This is a genomic window from Paraburkholderia caledonica NBRC 102488, from assembly GCF_000685095.1.
Classification (GTDB): Bacteria; Pseudomonadota; Gammaproteobacteria; order Burkholderiales; family Burkholderiaceae; genus Paraburkholderia; species Paraburkholderia caledonica.
In genome coordinates this window covers 356,108-377,979 of sequence record NZ_BAYE01000003.1, presented here as the reverse complement: position 1 = coordinate 377,979, position 21,872 = coordinate 356,108, and the positions used below count along the sequence as shown (strand labels likewise).

Genomic DNA, 21,872 nt, shown 5'->3' with positions numbered 1-21,872 from the left:
CGCTTCGCCTTCGCAACATAGGCAGACGATCTCTGCGTTGCGAAGGCAAGCCGTGAAGGCCACCCCAGGGCAACCGCTCAGCCGCGCACCATTCCTTCGATGCGCGCACGCACCCGAGCCACCACCGGTGCCCAGGCGCCCACCGCCGGTTGCCGGAATAGTTCGATCGAGTCGTACCAGGGCGTAACCGGCGCCCCCACTCCCCAGAACCACGCCGATACGTGATCGATCATTAGGCAAGTCGGTACGCCGAGCGCGCCGGCCAGATGGGCGGGCCCACTGTCGATCGTCACCACCAGATCGAGATTCGCCAGCAGCGCGGCGACATCGTCGAACCCGGCTTCAAAGTACTGAGTAGGATCGACGACGTCGAAGCCCATTGCACGCCATCGCGCTACCGTCTCGCCACGTCCAGGCGACAGCGCGAAGTAGGTGACACCGGCCACGTTCAACAATGGCTCCAGTTGCTCGATTGGCACCGAACGCCGCGCATCGCGGATATGGTCCGGATTGCCATTCCACACGAGTGCCACTTTGCGATTACCGGGCTTGCCGTCGACGCAGGCTTGCACCCACCGCTGCCACGGTTGCAGACGTTGCGGGTCCGCGCTCAGATAGGGCGCGCCCCAACCGGTCGCCTCGACAATGCCTAGACGCAAGGGCACGCTCATCAACCCGCAATGAAAATCGGGCTGCGTTTCCAGGCTTGTTTCAAGCCGCAGGTCGGCAGGCAGCGTCCGTTCGAACAGATGCCGCAACGGCCCGTCGTGACCGAAGATCACCCGACCGCCCTCACGCCGCGCACGCTCGGCGAGCAGCGGCAGAAAGCGCACCGCCCACAGGCAGTCGCCGTTGCCTTGCTCCCCGTACACGACGAGCGTCTTGCCCGCCAGCGACTCTCCTTGCCACGGTGCGCTGATCGCGGCGAGCGCGTGCTGCGCGTTGTTCAAATCGCCGGCGAACGCAAGGCGCGACTCGTAGAGGGCCCAGCCCTCGGCGAAACGCCCGCTGCGGATTTGGAGTTCGGACAAATCGAACAACGCATGCGCGTTATCCGCGGACAACGCGAGCACCTCATGAAGGAGCGCTTCGGCTTCCGCAAAACGCGCCTGCTCCTTGATGCACAACGCCAGCTTATGAAGCGCGATCGGATTGCCCGGCACGAGGCGCACCGCTTCACGCAGCAAATTCTCGGCAGTCGCGAAATCGTTACGATGTTGGACGGCGGCGGACCGCCAGATCAATGCGTTGGCATCGGCGGGGTTCTGTGAGAGCAGCAGTGCCGTGGCGGACTCGACCAGCGCCCAATCGCGCACGACGAAGGCCGTCTGCGCAATAGTGTGGAGGAGCGTCGGCTCACAGGCTGGATCGGCTCGATACGCGCGCACGAGCGCCCCGAGGGCTTCGCGTTGCAGCGCTTTGTCGCCGCCCGCGTGTTGCAGCAGCGTCTGGCCGAACGCGAGACAGTCATGCGCGACCGCGTGCGGAACCGCGGCGCGTGCCCGCAACGTCGGGAGAATGTTGTCCGCCGGCTGGCTGGATAGCTGGTTCATGCGAAAAGCGCAGTTCGCGCAATGCGATTGAAATGCGCGAACCGCGCCCTTTACGGCGCGCTTGCTGGGATCTTCGGCGTACTCACCGAAACGTCGCCACATTGCGCGCGATGGCGCAACGCATGGTCGATCAGCACCAGCGCAAGCATGGATTCCGCGATAGGCGTAGCGCGAATGCCGACGCACGGGTCATGCCGCCCAAACGTCTCGACAATTGCCGGTTGCCCCGCTTTGTCGATTGAGCGGCGCGGAGTACGAATGCTCGACGTCGGCTTGATGGCAATCGACACGGTAATGTCCTGGCATGTGGAAATACCGCCAAGCACACCGCCCGCGTTATTGCCGACAAAGCCGTCGGGGGTGAGTTCGTCGCCATGCACGGACCCGCGCTGCGCGACGCTCGCGAACCCTGCGCCGATCTCAACGCCCTTCACCGCGTTGATACCCATCATGGCGTGAGCGATGTCCGCGTCCAGCCGGTCGAACAACGGCTCGCCGAGACCGACGGGCACACCCGAAGCCACCACGTTGATGCGTGCGCCAATCGAGTCGCCCTCTTTGCGCAGTGCGTCCATATACGCTTCGAGCTGCGGCACGATGTCCGCGTTCGGCACGAAGAACGGGTTCTCGCGCACATGCGCCCAGTCGACGAACGGCACGTCGATCTCGCCAAGCGCAGCCATGTAGCCACGAATTTCAGTGCCGAATTTCTCGCGCAACCATTTCTTCGCAACGGCACCGGCCGCGACCGTAGGCGCTGTTAAACGCGCCGACGAACGGCCGCCGCCGCGGTAGTCGCGAATACCGTACTTCTGCCAATACGTGTAGTCGGCGTGGCCGGGACGAAACGTGTCCACGATGTTGCCGTAGTCTTTACTGCGCTGGTCCGTATTGCGAATCAGCAGCGCAATGGGTGCACCCGTGGTGGTTCCCTCGAACACGCCCGACAGAATCTCGACCTTGTCCTCTTCCTGACGCTGCGTGACGTGGCGCGACGTGCCCGGCTTGCGGCGGTCGAGTTCGAGCTGGATGTCGGCTTCGGTCAGCGCCATTCCCGGCGGGCAACCGTCGATCACACAGCCGATAGCCGGGCCGTGCGATTCGCCGAAGGTCGTGACAGTAAAAAGCGTACCGAGCGTGTTGCCGGACATGGGCGTCGTCCAAAGGAATGCGGGGAAGCCGCTATTATGCCAGCCCCTTGCCGCCCGGGACGACGCCGCGCGCCGGCTTATGACTTCAGGACAAGGCCGCAGCTACTTCCGCGCCCCGCGCAAGTCCGTGACGATTCTCTGAAGCAACTCGGGCGTGGCCAGCGCCGGCTCGATAGGCTCGCCTACCGCCAAAGTCAGCCGGCTCATCACGCCCTTTTGCACGGGGCGTGGCCAGCGTGCGTCGTCGGCGCGTGAAAACACGCTGCCCCACAGGCCACGCAACGCCATTGGAACGACCGGCGCCGGTGTGCGCGCGATGATTTCCGTGACACCGCGACGGAACTCATTCATGTCGCCCGTCCGGGTGAGCTTGCCTTCGGGAAAGATGCACACCAGTTCGCCGTCGGCAAGCGCCTGTGCGCAACGCTCGTACGCGCGCGCCAGCACCTGCGGGTCCTGATGCGCGGGTGCTATGGGAATCGCCTTCGCATGACGGAAGACCCAGCCTGCGAACGGATTTTTGAAGATGTGGTAGTCCATGACAAAGCGAATCGGCCGTGGACTCTCGGCCATGATCACGACCGCATCCACGAAGCTCACGTGATTGCACACGAGCACGGCCGCGCCCTCTTCCGGAATCCGCTCCGCGTGCACGAGGCGAATCCGGTAGAACGTGTGCACGAGCAACCATGCGATGAATCGCAACAGGAACTCGGGCACGAGCGAATAGATGTAGGTCGCCACCACGATATTGAGCAGCGCGGTTACGAGAAAAATGGCCGGAATGCTGAAGCCCGCCGAGGTGAGGCCGACCGCCATCAACGCCGAGACGATCATGAACAGCGAATTGAGAATATTGTTCGCGGCGATGATGCGCGCCCGGTGACTCGGCTGGCTGCGGCTCTGGATCAGTGCATAAAGCGGCACGCTGTAGAAACCGCCGAACATGGCAAGTAGAAACAGATCGGCGAGCACGCGCCAATGCGCGGCGCGCACGAGGAACTCGCCGACGCTCAGCAGATGACCGGCGGCCGGCAGCGCGTGGCTCGCGAAAAACAGGTCGATGGCAAACACGCTCATGCCGATCGAGCCGAGCGGCACGAGGCCGATCTCGATGCGCCGCTTCGACAGCTTCTCGCACAGCAGCGAGCCAAGGCCGATACCAACGGAGAAGGTGCCGAGCAGCACCGTCACGACGTCCGGGTTGGCCGACAGCACGTCTTTTGCAAAGCCGAAGAACGACGACAGAAACGTCGCGCCCACGAACCACAGCCACGATATACCGAGCAGGCTCAGAAACACCGTGCGGTTTTCGCGCGCGAGCTTGAGGTTACGCCAGGTCTCGCTGACCGGATTCCAGTTAATGCGCAAATCCGGCTGCGGCGCCGCTGTTACCGGCACGAAACTCGATACGACGCGCCCAGCGAGCGCAATGGCGACGCAGGCACAAGCCAGAACCAGCGCGCCATGTTCGACGAAACCCGCGCCCGCGCCGCCGATAATCGTGCCGACCAGGATCGCGACGAAGGTGCCCATCTCGACCATGCCGTTGCCGCCGACCAGTTCCTCGCTCGACAGATGTTGCGGCAGATATGAATATTTGACCGGCCCGAATAGAGTCGAATGGACGCCCATAAGAAACGTGCACAGATACAGCAGCGGCGCGCTGTGCTGCAGGAAGCCCGCGCCGCCGATCAACATGACGACGATCTCGAAGCTCTTCACGAAACGCGTGAGCATCGCCTTGTCGTACTTGTCGGCGATCTGTCCGGAAGTGGCCGACAGCAACACGAAAGGCAAGATGAAGATCGCCGAGATCATGAACGCGGCGGTCTTCGGGTCGACGCCTGAGAACCGCGCCGCCTGAAACGTGACGAGCGACGTGAAACCTATCTTGAACACGTTGTCGTTCATCGCGCCGAGGAACTGCGTCCAGAAAAACGGCGCAAAGCGGCGCTGGCCCAGCAGCTTGAACTGCGATTCGTGCTGACTATGCTGGCGCGCGGCACGGTGGGCGGCGGCCGACGCAGACGCGGGTGGCGCGGGTGGCGCGGGTGGCGTAGGAGGCGTTGGGGGCAGCGGGCTTTGACTCATGAAGTTCGCTAAACAGATTCAGTAGCAGGCACCAGGAAAAGCGGCTGAAGGCCACACGAAGAACCGTGACGGCGCGCACAAAAAAAGCGCGCGCTCTCGCGCACGCCTTTACTGGACCTCCCAAGCGCCGCGGCGCCCTGGCCGGCCACCCACGCGGCAATACCAGCGGCTCCGCGATCGGGCCGCCGCGCATTAGCGCGCCGGCTGCTGCCCCTGCTCTTCCGGCCAGTCGCGGATGTACGCCTTCAGCATGCGGTTTTCGAAGCCCTGTTCCTCGACCACCGCCTTCGCGACGTCGTAGAAAGAAATAACGCCCATCAGCGTGCGGCTCTCCATGACCGGCAGGTAGCGCACATGATGCTCGAGCATCATGCGGCGCACTTCGTTGACGTCCGTTTCGGGTGTGCAGGTGAGCGGATGATCGTCCATGACCTTGCGGATTGTCGACGTGCCCACGCTTCCGCCGTTCTCGCTGAGCGTAAGAATAATCTCGCGGAATGTCAGCATGCCGACCAGGTCGCCGTACTCCATGACGACGAGCGAGCCGATGTCGTGCTCGGCCATGGTGTTGACTGCGTCGTGCAGCGTGGCGTCTGGCGTGACCGTGAAAAGGGTGTTGCCTTTGACTTTAAGAATGTCGCTGACTCGCATGATCTGTCTCCCGAAATACCCGCTAGGCATGGTGATGCATCAATGACTTTCGATCCTAGCGGAAAGGCCCATAAAAGGAAAGCGGCCCGCCCATCAAGGCGCGCCGGGCTTACGCCGCGCTGCAAAGGCCTTGCGGCGCGCAGGTGCATCGGGAAAACCGCGCTTGAAGCAGTTCATGCCGGTGATACGATGGCCGCCACTTTCACCTTTCGCGAGGCTGTCCGTGGCCTCGCCGACCAGCATGTCCGCCAACCGTTTCGATACGCTTGCGCTGCACGCCGGCGCCGCTCCCGACCCCGCCACCGGTGCGCGAGCCACACCGATCTATCAGACCGCGTCGTTCTCGTTTCGCGACTCGGACCACGCGGCTGCGCTCTTCAACATGGAGCGCGCGGGCCACGTCTACTCGCGCATTTCGAATCCCACCGTGGCCGTATTCGAGGAGCGCGTTGCCGCGCTTGAAAACGGCGCGGGCGCAATCGGCACGGCAAGCGGCCAGGCCGCCTTGCATCTGGCGATCGTCACGCTAATGGGCGCGGGCTCGCACATCGTGGCCTCGAGCGCGCTATACGGCGGCTCGCACAACCTGCTGCATTACACGTTGCGCCGCTTCGGCATCGAGACCACCTTCGTCAAATCCGGCGATATCGACGCATGGCGCGCGGCTCTGCGTCCCAACACGCGCCTGCTGTTCGGCGAAACGCTCGGCAATCCGGGCCTCGACGTGCTTGACGTCGCAACCGTCGCGCAGATCGCCCACGAGCACCGCGTGCCGCTTCTCGTCGATTCGACGTTCACCACGCCATACCTGCTGAAGCCTTTCGAGCACGGCGCCGACTTCGTCTATCACTCGGCCACCAAGTTCCTGGGCGGCCACGGCACGACGATCGGCGGCGTGCTGGTAGACGGCGGCACGTTCGACTTCGACGCTTCCGGGCGCTTCCCGGAATTCACCGAGCCTTACGAAGGTTTTCACGGCATGATATTCAGCGAGGAAAGCACCGCCGCTCCCTTCCTGCTGCGCGCTCGCCGCGAGGGCTTGCGCGACTTCGGCGCGTGCCTGCATCCGCAAGCCGCATGGCAGCTTCTGCAAGGCATCGAAACGTTACCCTTGCGGATGGAGCGGCACGTGGCCAACACACGCCGCGTGGTCGAGTTCCTGGCCGGTCATGCGGCGGTCGAAGCCGTCGCGTATCCGGAGTTGCCGACGCATCCCGACCACGCGCTTGCGAAGCGGCTGCTACCGCGTGGCGCGGGCGCCGTATTCAGCTTCAATCTGCGCGGCGACCGCGCCGCCGGCCGCAGCTTTATCGAAGCACTCTCGCTGTTCTCGCACCTCGCGAACGTCGGCGACGCGCGCTCGCTGGTGATCCATCCTGCTTCCACGACTCACTTTCGCATGGACGCCGCCGCGCTAGCCGCAGCCGGCATTGCTGAAGGCACGATCCGGTTGTCGATCGGCCTCGAGGACCCCGACGACCTCATCGACGACCTGAAACGCGGGCTGAAGGCCGCGCAGAAAGCGTCTGGCCCAGCGGCGCCGCGAAGCAGGCAATCTGGTTCCACCGAGCCCCGTGGCTCGGGTTCCGCGGCTACACGTCCCGGCAAGGAGTCCGCATGATTGTCGACGTTCAAGGCAAAGCCGCTTACGCCTACACCGGCGGCAAACCGTTCGACGCCAGTCTGCCGACCGCCGTCTTCATCCACGGTGCGGAGCACGACCATAGCGTATGGGCGCTGCAGACACGCTACTTCGCGCATCACGGCTTCGGCGTGCTCGCTGTGGATCTGCCTGGTCACTGCCGCAGCGCCGGCCCGGCGCTACGCACGGTCACGGCGATGGCCGACTGGCTCGCCGCATTGCTCGACGCCGCGGGCGTGCAGCGCGCATTCGTAGCCGGCCACAGCATGGGCTCGCTCGTCGCGCTCGACTTCGCGGGCCGGTACCCCGAACGAACCACTCACCTCGCTCTGCTCGCCACCGCTTTGCCAATGGCGGTATCCGACACCTTGCTGGAGGCCGCCCTGCACCGCGAGCCCGAAGCGATCGGCATGGTCAACCAATGGTCGCACTCGACGCTCGCCGCGAAGCCTTCGTGCCCCGGACCCGGCTTCTGGCTGCACGGCATGAACCAGCGGTTGATGGAGCGTGTTTCCGCAAAGGGTGAAGCGAATCTCTTTCACACCGACTTCACCGCGTGCAATACGTACGCCGACGGCCTCGCGCGAGCCGCGCAGATTTGCTGCGCCACGCGCCTCGTCGTCGGCCGGCGCGATGCGATGACGCCGCCGCGAGCCGCCAAGGCGTTGGCCGATGCGCTTTTGCAAGCAGGCGCACCGGTAGATACGGTGACGCTCGACGCCGGTCACGCACTGATGACCGAACAGCCAGACGCGACGCTCGACGCGTTGTTCAGCTTCGCTCGTACGCCGCCACGCGACGCGGGCTAGTCGCTGCGCAATTTCGTGCCGGTCGCTCCCGTTTTGCAAGCGGTGACGAGTTCTCAAGATAGCGGCTATGAAACGCCGGCGCCATCGTCCGAACGGCCAGGTTGCGCGAGTCACACGATAGCCGCACAATGGTTCGAGCGTGTCCTCGTCGAGGCGCCGCGGGCATGCAGGCGCGCTCAGCAAAAGAGCGTTCGCAGCGGCGGGCGTGCACTCGCAGCGCAGCAATCCGGAGGCGTTATGGCTCATACCGCGCACACCGACCACTTCGCGAACTTCGCGGAGTTCTACCCGTACTATCTGAGCGAGCATCGCAACCAGGTCTCGCGGCGGCTGCATTTCGTGGGATCGCTCGGGGTCATCGGCTGTCTCGCCATGGCGCTTGCCACCGGCGACTGGCTATGGCTGCCCGCCGCCGTGATCTGCGGCTACGGATTCGCCTGGGTCGGACATTTTTTCTTCGAGAAGAACCGGCCGGCAACGTTTCGTCATCCGCTTTATAGCCTGATGGGTGACTGGGTGATGTTCAAGGACATCTGCGTAGGCAAGATCTCGTTGTAGACCAGGCGCAACATAGCTCCGCCGCCTCGCGGGGAGCCTACGCCGCCTGATGCGGCATGGAGGACGCGCCGCGCTCGTTCTCTTCGGCTTCCGACTCGCGCGCCGCGGCACGCGCCGCGAGCAGCGTCGCGAGCGTCACTTTGAGCTTGTCGTTCTCGAGCGCGGCGAGCAGCGTGGCGCCGTCCACGCGAGTCGAAGCAAGCTGAAGCTGATACTCGAGCTCTGCGCGATCTATCACAAAGAGGTCGTAGACCTGCTGAACGGTGATCTGCGCCGGGTTCGCCAGCAGCAGGAAGTGCGGGCGCGAGCCGTCTTCCTCCAGTTGCGCGATCCATCCGATCTGTTCGAGCCGTTGCAGCAGATTGATGGTGGTGTCCATATCGCGGCGGAGCATTCGCGAAAGCTCGGGCACCGTGTAGCCGCGCTTGCCGGCGTCGCGCGCTTCGCAAAGCCGTGCAAGCAGTTCGAGAGAATCAAAGAGATTGCTGCCCTCGAAAGTCGGGCGATGAAACTGGCCGATCCGGATTGCAGGCAACGCCGACGCGATCATCGCGCCCGCCAGCGTGATGAACCAGCACAGGTACATCCACAGCAGGAAGAGCGGCACCGCCGCGAATGCGCCGTACACCGCGGTGTAAGTGGGAATGCGGCGCACGTAATAGCCAAAGCCGCGCTTGGAAAGCTCGAAGGCGATTGCCGCGGTGACGCCGCCGATCACCGCATCGCGCCATTCCACGCGGCAATTCGGCAGATACACGTAGAGAATCGTGAACGCGAGCGCCGTCAACGGCAATGCCGCACCCGTGAGCGCCCACTCGATAACCGGCGTGATGCGCTGGGCGGCGCTGAAGGTCATTGACTGCGTGAACAGATACGACGAGATGGAGAGGCTCACGCCAATCAGAATCGGACCCAGCGTGATGATCGCCCAGTACACGAGGATGCGCTGCGCGATAGGCCGCGCCTTGCGCACACGCCAGATCACATTGAACGCGGATTCGATCGTCATCATGGTCATGACCGCCGTCAGAAACAGCAGCACCATGCCGATGGTGGTCAAACCTTTCGCCTTCGCGGCGAACTGGTTCAGATACTTGAAAATCTGGCTGTTCAGCTGTGCGGGCATCAGGTGATCCGCGAGGAAGAACTGCAGCGACTCCTGGAACGAACTGAAGAGCGGAAACGCGGTGAAGAGCGCAAACGCGACGGTGGCGAGCGGCACCAGCGCGAGCATGGTCGTGAAGGTGAGACTGCCGGCCACCTGCGGAATACGGTCCTCGCTGCTGCGCTTCGCGGCGAACTGCGCGAGCCGCTTGAGCGTGTCGAGATCGAAACGCACCCTGGACAACAAACCTGCCTCCTTGCTTCGTCGAACCGTGTTTCAGGGCCGCATTGCAGAACTGCGCGGAGTTCCTGGCGCGAGCCTGGCCGAATGGCTACCAATGGCTGTGAATCGCTGGGAACGGCCTGTAGAGCGGACCCAAGCCCTATAATACCCGTTCACCGATGAGGCTTATGAAAGACATTCTCGTGCTCTATTACAGCCGTCACGGCGCCACGCGCGAACTCGCGCTGGCGATCGCGCACGGCGTCGACAGCGTCCCCGGCATGCAGGCGCGCGTTCGGACGGTGCCGGCAGTCTCGACCGTCTGCGAAGCGACCCAACCCGACATTCCCGCTGAAGGACCACCGTACGTCGAACTGCGCGACCTGGAGGAATGTGCGGGCCTCGCGCTCGGCTCGCCGACACGCTTCGGCAATATGGCCGCTTCGCTGAAGTACTTTCTCGACGGCACGACGCCGCAGTGGCTTTCCGGCGCACTCTCCGGCAAGCCGGCCTGCGTATTTACGTCAACCGGCAGTCTGCACGGCGGCCAGGAGTCCACGCTGTTATCCATGATGCTGCCGCTGCTTCACCACGGCATGCTGATCGTCGGCATCCCGTACACGGAGAGCGCACTGAGCACTACGCAAACCGGCGGCACACCATACGGCGCATCGCACTTCGCACGCGCGGGCAGTGCCGGACAAGGCATTTCCGCGGACGAGAAAACTCTCGCCATTGCGCTCGGCGCACGCGTTGCGCGCACGGCGGCATCCATGAGCGAACGCCCGTGAATGATCCAACGCCGCAAAGACGCGGCGCCGCGTCAGGCGCAACCGCCGCCCTCGTTGCACTAATCGCGTTGTCGATCGCATGGGAATGGTGGCTGGCGCCGCTGCGTCCGGGCGGCTCGGCGCTGGTGCTTAAGGCGTTGCCGCTGCTGCTGGCGCTGCCCGGCGTGTGGCGCCAGCGGCTCTACACGCTGCAATGGGCGTCGATGTTGATCCTGCTGTACTTTGCCGAAGGCGTCGTGCGCGGCTGGAGCGACCGTGGCTTGAGCGCGCGGCTCGGCTGGCTCGAAGCCGTGCTAACCCTGGTCTTTTTTGTCTGCACGCTGGCCTATATTGCGCCATTCAAACGGGCGGCAAAGCGCGCCGCGAAGCTGCGCCGCGAACATCCTGCAAGCGCGGACACATGAATTTCACGCGCCTCCGCGGTCATATGAACGCCACTCGCCACATCACGCAGTCCAAACCCGCTGATCGACCGACATGACCCAAACCGCCTTCCTCACTGCCTGCCGCGACGCCATCGGCGCCGCCCATGTGTTGACCGACGCACACGACACGGCGCCCTACCTCACCGACTGGCGCCGCCGCTACACCGGCGCGGCCTGCGCAGTGCTCTGCCCGGCCACGTCCGATGAAGTCGCCGCGCTCGTCAAGCTGGCCGTCGAACACGGCATCGCGCTGGTGCCGCAAGGCGGCAACACGGGTCTCGCCGGCGGCGCCACGCCCGATTCGAGCGGTGCGCAGGCGGTCGTCAGCTTGCGGCGTCTGAATCGCGTACGCGACATCGACCCGCACAACAACACGATTACCGTCGAAGCGGGCGTGATACTCGCTGAAGTGCAAAAGCGCGCGGAAGAAGCCGGACGTCTCTTCCCGTTGAGCCTCGCCGCCGAGGGCAGCTGCACGATCGGCGGCAATCTTGCGACCAACGCGGGCGGCACCGGCGTTCTGCGCTACGGCAACACGCGCGAGCTATGCCTCGGCCTCGAAGTGGTCACGCCGCAAGGCGAGTTGTGGGATGGTCTGCGCGGACTGCGCAAGGACAACACCGGCTACGATCTGCGCGATCTGTTCATCGGCGCCGAGGGCACGCTCGGCATCATCACCGCAGCCGTGCTGAAGCTGCATCCGCAGCCAGCGGCGCGCGTAACGGCACTCGCCGCGCTTGCGTCGCCGCATGCCGCACTCGACTTTCTGTCGCTCACACAAAGCGTCGCCGGGCCGCTTCTGACCGGTTTCGAACTCATGTCGGACTTCTGCCTGCGGCTCGTTGGCCGGCACTTCGAGCAGATGCGCTATCCGTTCGCGGAACCGCACGCGCAAATCGTGCTGCTGGAACTGTCGGACAGCGAAAGCGAGGAGCACGCGCGCGCACTGTTCGAGCGTCTGATGGAACAGGCGCTCGAAGACGGCATGGTGCAAGACGCGGTGGTCGCCGAGAGTCTCGCGCAATCGCGCGCGTTCTGGAACTTGCGCGAACATATTCCGCTCGCGCAGGCCGAGGAAGGTCTGAACATCAAGCACGACATTGCCGTGCCGATTTCGCGCATCGGTCATTTCATCGAAGAAACCGACGCGGCGATCGAGCAGGCGGCGCCGGGCGCGCGCATGGTGACATTCGGCCATCTCGGCGACGGCAACCTGCACTACAACGTGCAGGCGCCGGAGGGCGTCGACGCAAAGGCGTTCCTCGCGCAGTACCAAAGCCCGATCAATCGCGTGGTGTATGACAGCGTGCATCGGCATCGCGGCAGCATCAGCGCGGAACACGGGCTCGGTCAATTGAAAATCGACGAGGCGATGCACTACAAGCCGGACGTCGAGGTCCAATTGATGCGAGCTGTCAAACGCGCACTCGATCCGCTGAACCTGATGAACCCGGGCAAGGTGCTACGCTCGAACTAAAGCTGAAACTTCACGCCGAAGCCTGGCCCGCGCATGTCGACGCGGATCACTCGCAGGAGCCCTATCCGTGAAAATTCGCGTGCTGTCCGACCTGCATCTGGAAAACGACGAGCCTGAACTGATTCCGCACGCGCAGGCGGATCTCGTCGTGCTGGCCGGAGACATTCACAATCATGCGGCGGGGCCGCGCTGGGCCGCACAGGCTTTCGACGGCGCGGTGCCCGTGGTCTACGTGCCCGGCAATCACGAGTACTACGACGGCGAGTTCGGAGCGTTGGAAAGCGCACTTCACGATGCCGCCGCGCAGGTCGACAACGTGCACGTGCTGAACAACGCCGCGCTCGTTGATCCGCACGGCCGCTGGCGCGTGCTGGGCACGACGTTGTGGACGGATTTTGCGCTGTTCGGCGCAGACAGCGCAGCGCTTGAAGAATCGATAGAGGCGTCGCGGCGCGCCATGCTCGACTTTCGCGGACTGATCCAGATGAACTGGCCGCAAAATTCGCAGGAATATGCCGAGGACTCAGCGCGCGACTTCACGCCCGGCGACTCGCTCGCGCTGCACCGCCAGGCGCGCGCATGGCTCGAGCACGAACTCGCAAAACCATTTGCCGGCCAGACGATCGTGGTCACGCATCACGCGCCGCATCGGTTGAGTCTTGCCGAGCGCTACGCTCACGACCGCGTGTCCGCCGGATTCGTCAACCACTTGCCGGAACTCGTCCGCACGCCGGTTGCACTATGGATTCACGGGCACACGCATACGCCGTTCGACTACACAATCAACGGCACGCGCGTGGTTTGCAATCCGCGAGGCTATTTCGACCGGCGCAGCGGGCAGTGGGAAAATCCGCAATTTGCGTGGGACAAGGTCGTCGAGATATAGCCCGGCGGCAGAGCCAGCGGTTCAGCTCGCGCGGCCACGGCTGCAAGCTCGAACGCACGCTTGAACGATTACCGCCCGCCTCGCTGCTTGCGCGTTTCCGGACGCTCGATCTTGATGGGTACAAGTTGCGACTGCTGTTCGCGCAGGCGGCGCAGAAGGTCGCGAGATGCGGCAATGCCGATTAATCCAAACATGACGGCCACGCCGATCATCAGGTGCGTATCCATGGAATCCTCGTCCTTCAGTGATTGCGATTGCCGAATCGTGGCGGCGAAATGAACGTGCCGGCTCGAGCAGCAGCGTCATCGACACGGTAACAAATCGATTTCCGCCCAGAAGTAAGGAAATGTTGCGGCGCGGCGCCGATGTAACAGGGCGTTATTCGGGTGCTGCGGGCGCCAATGCGGCGCCGGCCTCACGTCCGCGCAAACTGCCGCAACTCCTCCTGATCGGCCGCAAGCGTCGCCGGAAGCTCCTCGCGCAGATGCTCGATCCATGTTCGGATCTTGGCGTCCAGATATTGGCGCGACGGATACAACGCATAGAGATTCATTGCCTGCGACGTGTATTCCGGCAGCAGCCACACCAGCGAGCCGTTCCGCAAACCGCTGATTGCCGAGTAGATCGGAATCAGCCCGACGCCCATGCCGCTCGCCACCGCGACAGCCATTGCCTCCGCCACGTTCACCTGGAAAGTGGCCGGGCCGAGCGTAACGGTTTCCTCGCCGTTCGGGCCGTCGAAGGCCCACTTGTCGGGCGGAAACACCGGCGTGACCATCTGCAGGCACGTGTGGCGCGCGAGGTCGCCGGGAGTTTGCGGCACCCCATGCTTCTCCAGATAGGCCGGCGACGCGCACGTAATGCTGAACGCGCTGCCGAGCCGCTGTGACACCAGTCCCGAATCGGGCAAGCCGGTCGCGAGCGTAAGCGACACGTCGAAGCCCTCGTCGAGCAGATCCGGCATGCGCTGCGCGAGCGTCAGCTCGATATGCACTTCTGGATACCGTTCCTGATAGCGGCCCACGGCCGGCACGACGTAGTGCTGGCCGAAGCTCGTCATTGCGTGGACTTTCAGCTTGCCCGACGGACGCGCGTGCGCGTCGCTCGCCTCGGCCTCAGCCTGATCGACATACGCAAGGATCTGCTCGCAGCGCTGCAGATAACGCTCGCCGGCCTCTGTGAGCGCAATGCGGCGCGTGGTGCGGTTCAACAGGCGCGTGCGCAGATGCGCTTCCAGATCGGACACCGCGCGCGACGCATATGCAGTCGTCGTGTTCAGGTGCTGCGCGGCACCCGTGAAACTGCCCGCTTCGACGACGCGGACAAATACGCGCATGTTTTGAAGCGTATCCATACCTTTCCTTGAGAATCCGCAGCGATTGTTACACGGTTTGCAAGGGCGATTATCTCAACGTCCGTAAGAATGCCTTGCATTTTTACCGGTTATTCGGCAATCGATCCAAAAATATAATTGACACCTTGCTTCTATAGCGACTTTTGGAGGAATCGTGCAGTCTCCGGTACTAACAAGGATCGCCGCATCTGCGGTTCTTACGATCCTATTAACAATCGCCGGCTGCGCAAATACCGGAGGCATCGCCCCCCAGGCGAGCGGCACAGACGCGGCGTCGCTCGACGCCGGCAACGCCATTCGCGCGGCGAACGCCGACGCGCAATGGCCTGCCGCCGACTGGTGGCGCGCCTACAACGACCCGCAACTCGACGCATGGATCGAGGCCGCACAGGCGAACAATCCGAGCCTCGCCGCCGCTCAGGCGCGCGTGCGCCAGGCCATGTCGATGGCGGGCGTCGCGCGCTCGGCAATGTCGCCGCAAGTGAACGGCCATCTGTCGATCCAACGTCAGAAGTGGGCCGACAACCTCTACTACGGTCCCGGGCCGCTCGCGGGCGAGCAGTCGTGGAACAACACCGGCACGCTCGCGCTGTCCTATCACCTCGATCTGTGGGGCAAGGACAAGAACGCCGCCGAACGCGCTCTGGACGCCGCGCATGCCAGCGCCGCCGATGCCCGCGCCGCCCAACTCGAACTCCAGGCCAACGTGGTGCGCACTTACATCGAGATGTCGCTGGATTACGCGCTCCTCGACATCGCTCGCGCCACCTTGCAACAACAGCAGCAAATCGCCGACCTGGCCCGCCGGCGCCTGAAAGGCGGCATCGGCACGCAGCTCGAAGTAAGCCAGGCCGAAACGCCGCTGCCGGAATACGAACGCCAGATCGACTCGATCGAAGAAAACATTGCGTTGAGCCGCAATCAACTCGCCGCGCTGGCCGGCAAGGGTCCCGGCGCGGGCGACTCGATCCAGCGGCCGGTCTTGTCGCTCGGCGCGCCTGCCGGCTTGCCGAGCGCCCTGCCCGCGGAGTTGATCGGGCATCGGCCGGACGTGGTTGCCGCGCGCTGGACAGTCGCGGCACAGGCGCGCGGCATCGACGTCGCGAAAGCCGAGTTCTATCCGGATATCGATCTGCTCGCGTCGATCGGCGGTTATGCGGCAATGGGGCCGCTGTTCCAGTTCCTGAAGAATCCTTCGCATAGCTGGAGCGCCGGACCGGCGCTGTCGCTGCCGATTTTCGACGGCGGCCGGCTGCGCTCGCAGCTCGGCGCAGCGTCGGCCGATTACGACGAGGCGGTGGAGCGCTACAACCAGTCGATCGTCGGCGCGCTGAAGGACATCTCGGATCAGGTCATCCGCATGCGTTCGCTCGCGACCCAGGCGCAAGACGCCGACCGTTCGGTCGCCGCTGCGCGCAAAAACTACGAACTCTCGCGTGAAGGTTATCGACGCGGTTTGACCGACTATCTCAACGTGCTGATCGCGCAGAATCAGTTGCTTCGGGCTCAGGAAGGCGTGGCCAGGATTCAGGCCGAGCGGCTCGGCGTGCATGCGTCGCTGGTCACGGCTCTGGGCGGCGGGATCGACGATCCGGCCAACGGTCCGCAAGCGGACCAGACTCTGCCAGAGCATGGTAAGGGCAAGGCCGCCGTGCAACCGTCGCACGCGACTGCCGTAAAAGCAGCGGTTGCGCCTGCCGCGATGGGCACGGCGGGCGAGCGCAACGCAGACCCCGCAGCGAACACTACGCGGAAGCGCGCGGCGGCGCTCAGCCATGCGGACACCGGCAACGCCGCGTCGGCTGCCGAATAAGGAAACCCGCCATGTCAGCCTCCTCTTCATGCGCTCCGCGGGCTTCGTCGTTCGCCGTGTGGTACTCGGCCGCCGCCGACTGGGCGCGCACCGACGGCCTCACGTGGATCTATCTGTTCAAGGCGCTCGCCGCGTGCTTCCTCGCGCTCGGTATCGCAATGAAGCTCGACCTGCCCCAACCGCGCACCGCGATGACCACCGTCTTCATCGTGATGCAGCCGCAAAGCGGCATGGTGTTCGCGAAAAGCTTCTACCGGATTTGCGGCACGCTGGTCGGCCTCGTCGTGATGCTTGCGTTGATCGGACTGTTCGCGCAACAGCCGGAGATGTTCATCGTCACGACGGCGATCTGGGTCGGCATCTGCACAGCAGGCGCCGCGCGTAACCGCAACTTCAGGTCCTACGGATTCGTCCTCGCCGGATACACGGCCGCGCTGATCGGCATTCCTGCTTCCCAACATCCCGACGGCGCATTTCTGAGCGCGCTCACGCGCGTCGCCGAAGTCGTATTGGGCATTGTCTGCGCGGGCGCCGTGAGCGGCCTCGTCTTCCCGCAGTTCACCGGCTTGCAGATGCGCAGCACGGTGCGAGCGCGTTTTTCCGCGTTCGTCGAATACGTGTCGGCGTCGCTCGCCGGCCGCAATGACCGCGCGCAGATCGAAGCGACCAATGCGCGCTTCGTCGCGGACATCGTCGGGTTCGAGGCGGCGCGCAGCGTCGCCGTGTTCGAAGGACCGGATTCGCGGATGCGCGGCGGTCGTCTCGCCCGGCTGAACAGCGAGTTCATGACCGCATCGACGCGCTTTCACGCGCTGCATCAGTTGATGAACCGACTGCGCGACGCCGGCACGCACGGCGCGGCCATCGCCATCGACGCGCTCGAGCCGTACTTCAAGGAAATCGCACCGTTGCTCGCGAAGTCCGGCGAACCCGTGTTGAGCGCGGCCGACGCCGCCCACGCCGCCGCGCAACTCGACGCGTACAAGGCCGAACTGCCGCGCCGCGTGCGCGCGACGCGCGCCGCGCTCGAAGCGCATCCCAATGCGCCGCTGCTCGACTTCGACACGGGCGCGGAACTGCTGTACCGCTTTATCGACGATCTGCATGCATACGCCGCCACTTACGCGTCGCTTGCCGTCGACACGCATGAGCGCGAGCGCTGGGTCGAGCGTTATCAGCCCAAGACGAACGCGATCGCCGCGGGCGTCGCCGGCCTGCGCGCCGCTCTCGTGATGATGGTGCTCGGCGCGTTCTGGATCGCCACCGCGTGGCCGAGCGGTTCGACGTTGACGTTGAACGCGGCGGCGGTTTGCGCGCTGGCTTCGTCGTCGCCGGATCCGAAACGCAGTGTGTTCCAGATGGCGGCGGGCACGCTCGTCGCCTCGGTGATGGGCATGCTGGCCGTGTACGGCGTATTTCCGCGCATCGACGGATTTCCGCTGCTGTGCGCGGCGCTCGCGCCGTTCCTGCTGTTCGGCGTTTTCATGACCACGCGGCCCGCTCTCGCAGGCTGGGGCGTCGGCTACTGCATCTTCTTCTGCTTTCTTGCCGGTCCGGACAACGTGATGCACTACGACCCGAGCGCCTTTATCAACGATGCGATCGCGCTCGTGCTGTCGATGCTCGTGTCGTCGGTCGCGTTCGCCGTGCTGCTGCCGCCGTCCACGCCGTGGCTGCGCAACCGGCTGCTCGTGGATCTGCGGCGCCAGGTCGCGCTGGCGAGCCGTGCACGCCTCGGTCGCGTGCGCTCGCGCTTCGAGAGCGGCGCACGAGATCTGATGTTCCAGATCAACGCGCTCGCGCAGGACGACCCGTCGGCAAGGCGCGACACGTTGCGCTGGCTCTTCTCGGTGCTCGAAGTGGGCAACGCTGTCATCGATCTGCGACGCGAAGTGGCGATGCTGCCCGCCGACCCGCGCTATGCGAAGACGATGCCGTGGCGGGTCTCGCTGCACGCAGTGTGCGATGCGCTGAGCGTTCTGTTCGAGCGGCCGCGTGCGGAGCGCTTCGAGCGCGCACTCGACGCCACCGCAAACGCGATCCGCGCCGTCCAGTTGCTGCTTGCAGAGTTCGCGCCGCCGCGCGAAGAGCGCCATCAGTTGCAGCGCATTCTGAGTCAGCTGCATTTCATTCGTACCGCGTTGCTCGATCCGCAATCGCCGCTGGAACCGTTGATGAGCGCACGAGCCGACGCGTCAGAAGGAGTTCCGCATGCCGCGTGACATTGCCGTTTTCGACGCCTACGTGCCGACGATCGTTCTGCTGTTCATTGCGGGCGCCGTGCTCACCTGGGTGCTGGATCGCGTCATCGCCTACACGGGCGTGTATCGCGTGGTATGGCACCCGTCCTTATTCCGGGCCAGCCTGCTCGTGTGTGTGTGCGGCGTGCTGGGTCTCGCCGTTTACCGTTGATCAGAGTCGAAACATGACCATTCGAAATCTTGTTGGCTTCGTCGCGACAGCCATAATCTTTACCGTCGCGGTCCTGTTGGGACGCGTGCTGTGGGTTCACTACATGGATGAACCGTGGACGCGCGACGGACGCGTGCGCGCCGAGATCGTGAACGTCGCGCCGGACGTTTCAGGCGCCGTCGTCGATCTGCCGGTGAAAGACAATCAACTGGTGAGGAAAGGCGATCTGCTCATGCAGATTGATCCGTCTCACTACCAGATCGCCGTCGAACAGGCACAGGCCGCAGTGGCCGCGCGCAAGGCCGAATTGCAGATGAGGCGCGACGACGCAAAGCGCCGCGCGGATATGGATTCGCTCGTGGTGTCGAAAGAAAACCAGGAAAACGCGACGCATACGGCGTCGGCCGCCGAGGCTGCCTATCAGCAGGCGCTCGCCGCGCTAGATGCCGCGAAGCTCAATCTGGCGCGCACGCGGGTTGTGTCGCCGGTCGACGGCTACGTGACGAATCTGAATGTGTTTCGCGGCGACTATGCGACAGCCGGCGCGGCGAAGCTCGCCATTGTCGACAGTCACTCGTTCTGGGTCTATGGCTACTTCGAGGAAACCAAGCTGCCGCATGTGCATATCGGCGACAAGGCCGAGGTCCGGCTGATGAGCGGCGGCACGCTCGAAGGCCATGTGGAGAGCATCTCGCGCGGCATTTACGATCGAGACAATCCGCAAAGCCGCGAATTGCTCGCCGATGTGAACCCGACATTCAACTGGGTCAGGCTCGCGCAGCGCGTGCCGGTGCGCGTGAGGATCGATTCGGTGCCTGACGGTGTGATGCTCGCGGCGGGAATTACTTGCACGGTGGTGGTCAAGCAGAGTTGAGCGGCGCAGCGCGCACGGTTCGTGCCGGGCGCGCTGCCATATCAATCGGCCTATCCTGTCCGGGGCCTCACAACCTGAACTTGCCCACCATCTGCTTGAGGCCGTGAGCCTGATCGTCGAGCGATCTTGCTGCGGCAGTCGCCTGTTCGACGAGCGCCGCGTTTTGCTGCGTGCCCGAATCCATCTGCGCGACGGCGAGATTGATCTCCTCGATACCTGCGCTCTGCTCAGAAGAAGCCGCCGAAATCTCGCCCATGATGTCGGTCACGCGCTTCACCGCCTTGACGACTTCGTCCATGGTTTGCCCCGCGTCCTGAGCGAGCGTCGAACCGTTGCTCACGCGCTCGACCGACGTGCTGATCAGCCCTTTGATCTCCTTCGCCGCAGCGGCGCTCCTCTGCGCGAGGTTGCGCACTTCCGCTGCGACCACCGAAAATCCGCGCCCTTCCTCGCCGGCGCGCGCCGCCTCGACTGCCGCATTCAGCGCCAGAATATTCGTCTGAAACGCGATCCCCTCGATTACGCCGATGATGTCGCCGATGCTGCGCGCGCTGTCGTTGATCTCGTTCATCGTCGCGACGACGCGGCTCACCACTTCGCCACCCTTCTCCGCGATCTCCGACGCGTTATTTGCGAGCGTGCTCGCCTGCTTCGCGTTATCGGCGTTTTGCCGGACCGTCGACGTCAACTGCTCCATGCTGGTCGCGGTACGCTCCAGCGCCATCGCCTGCTGCTCGGTACGCTGCGACAAATCGAGATTGCCCATCGAAATTTCGCCCGAAGCGGTGGCAATCGCGTCCGCGCTCGATGCAATGTCGGACACGGTCGTCGCAAGACCGCTTTGCATGTCGGACAGCGCGTACAGCACGCTCGACTTGTCCTTGCGTCCTAGTGTGATGTGGTTCGACAGATCGCCCGCCGCGATCCGGCTCGCGATCTCCTTCGCGTACGCCGGCTCGCCTCCGAGCTGGCGCGCGAGACGCCGCACGACCCACTCGCTGATGCCGGCGGCCAGCACGATCAGCCCGATCGTCATGACGGCGAGCATGACAAACGAAGATTGGTAAATGAAACGGGAGGCGTCGATCGTCGCCTTCGCGGCCGTGCCGCGCTCCGTGACCATTTCGTCGACGAGTTTTTCGAGCTTGCCGGTTTCGACCAGCAGCGACACGTCTTGCGTGCCGACCTGCCAGTTCATCTGCGACAGGTCGAGCGGCTGCGCCTTCACGAGCGTCACGAAGTCGCGCAGATGCGCGCTCCACACCGTCACAGCGGCGGAAAATTTCTTCTGATGCTCGACGGCCTTCGCGTCGGATTTGTCGACGTACAATTGCAGCGTCCCCAACTCGCTGGAAAGGCCGTTCAAGCCCTTTTCGATGTCGGCGCCCAGTTCGTCGCGTTCTTTAGCAGTTGTCGCCGTCAACAGCATTTTTTGCGCGCGGCTCGCGCGCAACATGTGGCCGCGGGCCTCTTCCGCAGCGCGGCTCGCAACGTGGCCTTGATCGTAGATGGATTGGGCCGACGCATTCAGGCGGCTGATCTGGGTGAGGGAGAATACGCCGATCGCCAGCGTGCCGATCAGCAGCACGGCGAACGCGAGACGCAACATCGTCTTGACCGACAGCCCCTTCAGACTTACCGCTCGCGAGCGGCCGCCGTTTCCACCCTTGCCGCGCGACGGCGACGCCGCTGCTTTTCCATCCGGAACAAAACCCGCGCCTGTCCGGCTGCCCAACGAAACTGCTTTCATATTCCCCGTCCCCACGTTTAGAACTGCCGCAAAGGTCTGTTCCGGCATTGCTTCTTATCTCTCCGGGTCTACGGCATCGACGTCCGCGATCTTTAGTGCGGTTCGTAAAAAGCCGATCGTGATCGCCCGGTCCTCGACGCGCAGCTTTGTGAGCGCGCGTCCGCGCCCGTTTATACATGGCCAAAAATCCCACAGCGCTTTTATCGGCAGGCTTGCCACACGCTTACTGGCGTGCCAGCCGCTTGCGACCGGGCACTGCGACGGTGCGTGAAACGCCCCACCGCTGCGCGTCGGAGGGCCTGGAC

Annotated in this window: 20 protein-coding genes; 11 read left to right on the top strand and 9 right to left on the bottom strand. The window is 64.1% G+C overall.

Translation table 11 applies throughout. The annotated features are described in order from the left end of the window. Nucleotides 1-77: 77 nt before the first annotated feature. The 5 genes from BCA01S_RS08750 to BCA01S_RS37920 form a co-directional block, all read right to left on the bottom strand. Entirely contained in the window at nt 78-1,553 is a 1,476-nt protein-coding gene (locus tag BCA01S_RS08750) for a tetratricopeptide repeat protein (RefSeq protein ID WP_027776591.1), read from the bottom strand. 50 nt (nt 1,554-1,603) lie between these two features. Next, the gene (gene aroC, locus BCA01S_RS08745; protein ID WP_027776590.1) at nt 1,604-2,704 is read right to left on the bottom strand and encodes a chorismate synthase; all 1,101 of its coding nucleotides are present in this window, start codon (nt 2,702-2,704) and stop codon (nt 1,604-1,606) included. Nucleotides 2,705-2,806: 102 nt separating this feature from the next. Continuing rightward, nucleotides 2,807-4,798: an MFS transporter gene (locus BCA01S_RS08740; protein ID WP_027776589.1), complete on the bottom strand. Its 1,992-nt coding sequence runs from the start codon at nt 4,796-4,798 to the stop codon at nt 2,807-2,809. Nucleotides 4,799-4,990: 192 nt separating this feature from the next. Next, nucleotides 4,991-5,449 (bottom strand): CBS domain-containing protein, encoded by a 459-nt coding sequence (locus BCA01S_RS08735; RefSeq protein ID WP_020069514.1) that lies wholly within the window; start codon nt 5,447-5,449, stop codon nt 4,991-4,993. A 93-nt stretch (nt 5,450-5,542) separates the two neighbouring features. Beyond that, complete coding sequence (locus BCA01S_RS37920) at nt 5,543-5,692, bottom strand: hypothetical protein (protein WP_156955037.1); 150 nt, start codon at nt 5,690-5,692, stop codon at nt 5,543-5,545. Between BCA01S_RS37920 and BCA01S_RS08730 the strand changes: the two genes are divergently transcribed. The 3 genes from BCA01S_RS08730 to BCA01S_RS08720 all read left to right on the top strand — a co-directional run bounded on the left by BCA01S_RS08730 (nt 5,691) and on the right by BCA01S_RS08720 (nt 8,458). Continuing rightward, on the top strand, nt 5,691-7,070 hold the full coding sequence (locus BCA01S_RS08730) for an O-acetylhomoserine aminocarboxypropyltransferase (RefSeq protein WP_042318258.1): 1,380 nt from the start codon (nt 5,691-5,693) through the stop codon (nt 7,068-7,070). The two genes, BCA01S_RS37920 and BCA01S_RS08730, sit on opposite strands and share 2 nt — an antisense overlap. Next, complete coding sequence (locus BCA01S_RS08725) at nt 7,067-7,900, top strand: alpha/beta fold hydrolase (RefSeq protein ID WP_027776587.1); 834 nt, start codon at nt 7,067-7,069, stop codon at nt 7,898-7,900. The genes BCA01S_RS08730 and BCA01S_RS08725 overlap by 4 nt, the downstream gene beginning before the upstream one ends. Nucleotides 7,901-8,137: 237 nt before the next feature. Further along, nucleotides 8,138-8,458 carry an Mpo1-like protein gene (locus BCA01S_RS08720; RefSeq protein ID WP_027776586.1) on the top strand — a complete coding sequence of 107 codons (321 nt, stop codon included), beginning with the start codon at nt 8,138-8,140 and terminating at the stop codon, nt 8,456-8,458. 37 nt (nt 8,459-8,495) lie between these two features. On the opposite strand, the gene BCA01S_RS08715 is transcribed toward BCA01S_RS08720, so the two are convergent. Further along, nucleotides 8,496-9,809 (bottom strand): YihY family inner membrane protein, encoded by a 1,314-nt coding sequence (locus BCA01S_RS08715; protein ID WP_084166827.1) that lies wholly within the window; start codon nt 9,807-9,809, stop codon nt 8,496-8,498. A gap of 164 nt (nt 9,810-9,973) precedes the next feature. On the opposite strand from BCA01S_RS08715, the gene wrbA reads away from it, so the two are divergent. From wrbA to BCA01S_RS08695, 4 genes are all read left to right on the top strand, one after another. Further along, the gene (wrbA, locus tag BCA01S_RS08710) at nt 9,974-10,576 is read left to right on the top strand and encodes an NAD(P)H:quinone oxidoreductase (RefSeq protein WP_027776584.1); all 603 of its coding nucleotides are present in this window, start codon (nt 9,974-9,976) and stop codon (nt 10,574-10,576) included. Beyond that, on the top strand, nt 10,573-10,980 hold the full coding sequence (locus BCA01S_RS08705; RefSeq protein ID WP_027776583.1) for a DUF2069 domain-containing protein: 408 nt from the start codon (nt 10,573-10,575) through the stop codon (nt 10,978-10,980). The genes wrbA and BCA01S_RS08705 overlap by 4 nt, the downstream gene beginning before the upstream one ends. Before the next feature lie 73 nt (nt 10,981-11,053). Continuing rightward, nucleotides 11,054-12,478 carry an FAD-binding oxidoreductase gene (locus BCA01S_RS08700; protein WP_027776582.1) on the top strand — a complete coding sequence of 475 codons (1,425 nt, stop codon included), beginning with the start codon at nt 11,054-11,056 and terminating at the stop codon, nt 12,476-12,478. 67 nt (nt 12,479-12,545) lie between these two features. Next, on the top strand, nt 12,546-13,364 hold the full coding sequence (locus BCA01S_RS08695; RefSeq protein ID WP_027776581.1) for a metallophosphoesterase: 819 nt from the start codon (nt 12,546-12,548) through the stop codon (nt 13,362-13,364). 68 nt (nt 13,365-13,432) lie between these two features. On the opposite strand, the gene BCA01S_RS38460 is transcribed toward BCA01S_RS08695, so the two are convergent. Then, the gene (locus tag BCA01S_RS38460; protein ID WP_169740521.1) at nt 13,433-13,591 is read right to left on the bottom strand and encodes a hypothetical protein; all 159 of its coding nucleotides are present in this window, start codon (nt 13,589-13,591) and stop codon (nt 13,433-13,435) included. Nucleotides 13,592-13,779: 188 nt separating this feature from the next. Further along, entirely contained in the window at nt 13,780-14,718 is a 939-nt protein-coding gene (locus BCA01S_RS08685; RefSeq protein ID WP_027776580.1) for a LysR family transcriptional regulator, read from the bottom strand. Between the two features lie 154 nt (nt 14,719-14,872). Here BCA01S_RS08685 and BCA01S_RS08680 point away from each other — a divergent pair, with 154 nt between their 5' ends. From BCA01S_RS08680 to BCA01S_RS08665, 4 genes are read left to right on the top strand one after another with little or no spacing between them, the layout of a single operon-like run. Continuing rightward, a complete protein-coding gene (locus tag BCA01S_RS08680; RefSeq protein WP_027776579.1) occupies nt 14,873-16,531 on the top strand; it encodes an efflux transporter outer membrane subunit in 1,659 nt (552 codons plus the stop codon). A gap of 11 nt (nt 16,532-16,542) precedes the next feature. Further along, the gene (locus BCA01S_RS08675) at nt 16,543-18,753 is read left to right on the top strand and encodes an FUSC family protein (protein WP_027776578.1); all 2,211 of its coding nucleotides are present in this window, start codon (nt 16,543-16,545) and stop codon (nt 18,751-18,753) included. Next, a complete protein-coding gene (locus BCA01S_RS08670) occupies nt 18,743-18,943 on the top strand; it encodes a DUF1656 domain-containing protein (RefSeq protein WP_020069500.1) in 201 nt (66 codons plus the stop codon). The genes BCA01S_RS08675 and BCA01S_RS08670 overlap by 11 nt, the downstream gene beginning before the upstream one ends. 13 nt (nt 18,944-18,956) lie before the next feature. Beyond that, entirely contained in the window at nt 18,957-19,817 is an 861-nt protein-coding gene (locus BCA01S_RS08665) for an efflux RND transporter periplasmic adaptor subunit (RefSeq protein WP_027776577.1), read from the top strand. A 67-nt stretch (nt 19,818-19,884) separates the two neighbouring features. Here the strand turns inward: BCA01S_RS08665 and BCA01S_RS08660 are convergent, their stop codons facing one another. Then, complete coding sequence (locus BCA01S_RS08660; RefSeq protein ID WP_027776576.1) at nt 19,885-21,567, bottom strand: methyl-accepting chemotaxis protein; 1,683 nt, start codon at nt 21,565-21,567, stop codon at nt 19,885-19,887. Between the last annotated feature and the right edge of the window lie 305 nt (nt 21,568-21,872).